Annotated in this window: 3 protein-coding genes; 2 read left to right on the top strand and 1 reads right to left on the bottom strand. The window is 73.6% G+C overall.

The genetic code is table 11. From position 1 onward, the window contains the following. Positions 1-64 precede the first annotated feature (64 nt). A complete protein-coding gene (locus tag ABZ749_RS32070; protein ID WP_357234425.1) occupies positions 65-1,405 on the bottom strand; it encodes an aminotransferase class I/II-fold pyridoxal phosphate-dependent enzyme in 1,341 nt (446 codons plus the stop codon). 36 nt (positions 1,406-1,441) lie between these two features. On the opposite strand from ABZ749_RS32070, the gene ABZ749_RS32065 reads away from it, so the two are divergent. Together ABZ749_RS32065 and leuE are read left to right on the top strand one after the other, a co-directional pair. Beyond that, positions 1,442-2,686 (top strand): bifunctional pyridoxamine 5'-phosphate oxidase family protein/GNAT family N-acetyltransferase, encoded by a 1,245-nt coding sequence (locus ABZ749_RS32065; RefSeq protein ID WP_357234422.1) that lies wholly within the window; start codon positions 1,442-1,444, stop codon positions 2,684-2,686. Beyond that, the gene (gene leuE, locus ABZ749_RS32060) at positions 2,686-3,357 is read left to right on the top strand and encodes a leucine efflux protein LeuE (RefSeq protein WP_357234420.1); all 672 of its coding nucleotides are present in this window, start codon (positions 2,686-2,688) and stop codon (positions 3,355-3,357) included. Before ABZ749_RS32065 ends, leuE begins: the two co-directional genes overlap by 1 nt. Positions 3,358-3,450 lie beyond the last annotated feature (93 nt).

Here is a 3,450-nt window from a genome sequence, read left to right as displayed (position 1 = left end):
GGGTGCGGGCGGGGCGGGGGCGGGGGTGGGGTAGGGCGGGGCGGGGTAGGGGCGCGGCGGGGGGTCAGGTGGGGAAGCCTTGGGTGGGGGGTGGGTTTTCGGCGTGGGCCAGGGCGGCGGCCAGCGGGGCCAGGTCGGCGGTGTCCAGGGAACTGACGGTGATACGCAGGGCCGGCGGGGCGGCGATGCGGTAGAGCGCGCCGGGGGCCACCGCCCAGCCGGCGTCGCGGAGCGCTGTCACAGTGCTGGTCTCGTCCGCGACGGGCAGCCAGACGTTGATGCCGCTGCGACCGTGTGCGGTCAGGCCGCGTTCGGCCAGAGCGGCGAGCAGCCCCTCGCGGCGCTGCTCGTAGCTCTGCGCCGCCCGCTGCACCAACTCGGTGACCGCCGGGTCCCGCCAGAGGGCGAGCACCAGACGTTGCAGCACTGTGGAGACCCAGCCTGCACCGACCCGGGTACGACCGCTCACCCGGGCCACAGTTGTCTCGTCGCCGACCAGCACCGCCAGCCGCAGGTCCGGGCCGAAGGGCTTGCTCACCGAGCGGAGGAAGGCCCAACTCGCTGTCGCACCGGCGAGCGGGTGCAGGGGTACGAGGGCCAGTTCGGCAGCGTGGTCGTCCTCGATCAACAGCAGGTCCCGTCGGCCGGCGAGTAGCGTCCGCAGCGCCTCCGCGCGGGCCGCGGAGACGGCGGCACCGGTCGGATTCTGCGCCCGACTGGTGACGATCAACGCCCGCGCTCCGGCGGCGAGCGCCGCTGCCACGCCGGCAACCACCGGCCCCTCGTCGTCCACTGGTACGCCGATCGGGCGCAGGCCCAGCGCGGCGACGAGGTCGAGCAGGTTGGCCCAGCCCGGGTCCTCGACCGCCACCGCGTCGCCGGGGCGCAGGTGGGCGCCGAGCAACCGCTCGATGCCGTCCAGCGCACCGCCGGTCAGGGTCAACTCCCCGGCCGGTACGCCGTCGGCACGCAGCCGGGCGCGGGCCGTCTCGGCCAGTTCGGGCAGGACCCCGGCGTCGGAGTAGCCGACAGACGGGCCGTTCTCGCTGGCGAGCGCCGCCAGGTGCGGGCCCAGCGGGGGCAGCAGACGGGGGTCGGGTTCACCGCGGGACAGGTCCCGGGCGCCGGGCAACGGTGGGGGACGCAGCGCGGAGCGACGGGCGGCCACCGGCGGGCGGGGGCGCACCCGGGTGCCGTGCCGACCAGCGGTGGCGAGCAGGCCGCGCTGGCGTAGCTCCTGGTAGGCGCGGGCGACGGTGGCGGGGCTGACACCCAACTCGGTGGCGAGAGCCCGAACGGGGGGCAGGGCGGCTCCCGGTGACAGGGCGCCGGTACGGATGCCCGACTCGATGCTGGCCGAAATCTCGACGGCTGTCGTACCGGTGAGCTGATACTGTGCTGACACAAATAAGAGATTGTACTAGAACAAAGGGGCGAGCGCATGTATCCACCCACCGCCCGGACCACACCCCACCGCTCCCGCGACAAGATGAGCTACGACCAGGCCGCCGCCCACGCCGTGCTCGACGAGGCGTACGACTGCGCGCTCAGCTTCACCGTCGACGGCCAGCCACGGGTGCTGCCCACCCTGCACGTCCGCATCGGCGACACGCTCTACCTGCACGGCTCCACCGGCAGTCGGCCGCTGCTCGCCGCCCGGGGCGACGACGGGTTGCCGGTCTGCGTCGCGGTGACGATTCTCGACGGGCTGGTCTACGCCCGCTCCCAGTTCCACCACAGCGCCAACTACCGCTCGGTCGTCGCGCACGGCACCGCCCGACTGGTCACCGACGAGCGGGAGAAGCTCGCCATGCTCACCGCGCTGGTCGAGAAGGTCGGCCCGGGACGCAGCACCGCCACTCGTCCGCCCAGCCGTCGCGAAGTGGCCGAGACCGCCGTACTGGCGCTGCCACTGCGCGAGGTGTCCGTACGGGCCCGCACCGGCGGGGTCCGCGAGGACGAGGCCGACCTGGACCTGCCGCACTGGGCCGGCGTGCTGCCGCTGCGACTGACCGCCGGGGCACCCGAGCCGGACTCCGGAGTCACCGCGCCGCTGCCGGCGTACCTGCGGACGCCCCGCACGCCCTGGCACGACCCGGTGCCGCTGCGCGGCGAGCACGTTCGGCTGGAGCCGCTGGAACTGGCCCACACCGACGAGTTGCACGCCGCCACGGCGGACCCTGTCGTGTGGCGGCACCTCAGCGTCGCGCCGCCCACCGTCCCCGCCGAAACCGCCGAGGTGATCGGCACCGCCCTGGCCGCCCAGCACCAGGGCGAGCGGGTGGCCTGGGTGCAGCGGTGCGCGGCGACCGGGGCGGTGGTGGGCAGCACCTCCTACTACGACATCGACCCCCAGCGGCGGGCGGTGGCCATCGGGCACACCTTCCTCGGCCGGCCCTGGTGGCGTACCGGGATCAACACCGAGGCGAAGCTGCTGCTGCTCGGCCGGGCCTTCGACGACCTGGGCGCGATACGGGTCGCCTTTCACACCGACATCCGCAACGTTCGCTCCCAGGCGGCCATCGAACGGCTCGGAGCAACCCGGGAGGGGGTGCTGCGGATGCACCGGCAACGCCCCGACGGCTCCTGGCGGGACACCGTGCAGTACGCGATGACCGTCGACGAGTGGCCGAACGCACAGGCCAGGCTGCGAGAAAGACTTCTGCGGACGGCACCGGTGGCGTGATGATGGCGGGCGTGCTGGGAATCACCGACATCTGGACGTACGTGCTGGGCACCGTGGCCATCATCCTGCTGCCCGGGCCGAACTCACTCTTCGTGCTCTCCACCGCGGCCAAACGGGGCGTCGCGGTCGGCTACCGGGCCGCCGGTGGAGTGTTCGTCGGCGACGGGGTGCTGATGTTCCTCTCCGCCGCCGGGGTGGCGTCGCTGCTCAAGGCGTACCCGCCGCTGTTCATGGTGATCAAGTACGCCGGTGCCGCGTACCTCGGTTATGTCGGGGTGACCATGCTGCTCGGCGCCGTGCGGCGCTGGCGCGACCGCAACGACCCCAGCACGCCGCGGCTCATCGACGCCGCGGAGCCGGCGGCGATGCGCAGCCCGTTCCGCAAGGCGCTGGTGATCAGCCTGCTGAACCCGAAGGCGATCCTGTTCTTCATCTCGTTCTTCATCCAGTTCGTCGACCCCGGTTACGCGTGGCCGGCGCTGTCGTTCCTGCTGCTCGGGCTGATCGCGCAGGTGACCAGCGTGCTCTACCTGACCGCGTTGATCTTCGCGGGCACCTTCCTGGCCGCCCAGTTCCGCCAACGCCGCCGCCTGGCGGCCGGCGGCACCACCGCCGTGGCAGCCCTGTTCCTGGCCTTCAGCCTCAAGCTGGCCACCGCCACCGCCGGCTGACCCGCGCCTCGCCGCGCCCGCGCCCGCCCACTCGCGCTGCCCCGCAGCCCCGCAGCCCCGCAGCCCCGCAGCCCCGCAGCCCCGCAGCCCCGC

Source organism: Micromonospora sp. NPDC047753 (assembly GCF_040642735.1).
In the GTDB taxonomy this organism is placed as follows: Bacteria; Actinomycetota; Actinomycetes; order Mycobacteriales; family Micromonosporaceae; genus Micromonospora.
Note: the sequence above shows the minus strand (reverse complement) of the source record. Positions and strands in the feature narration are given on the sequence as shown.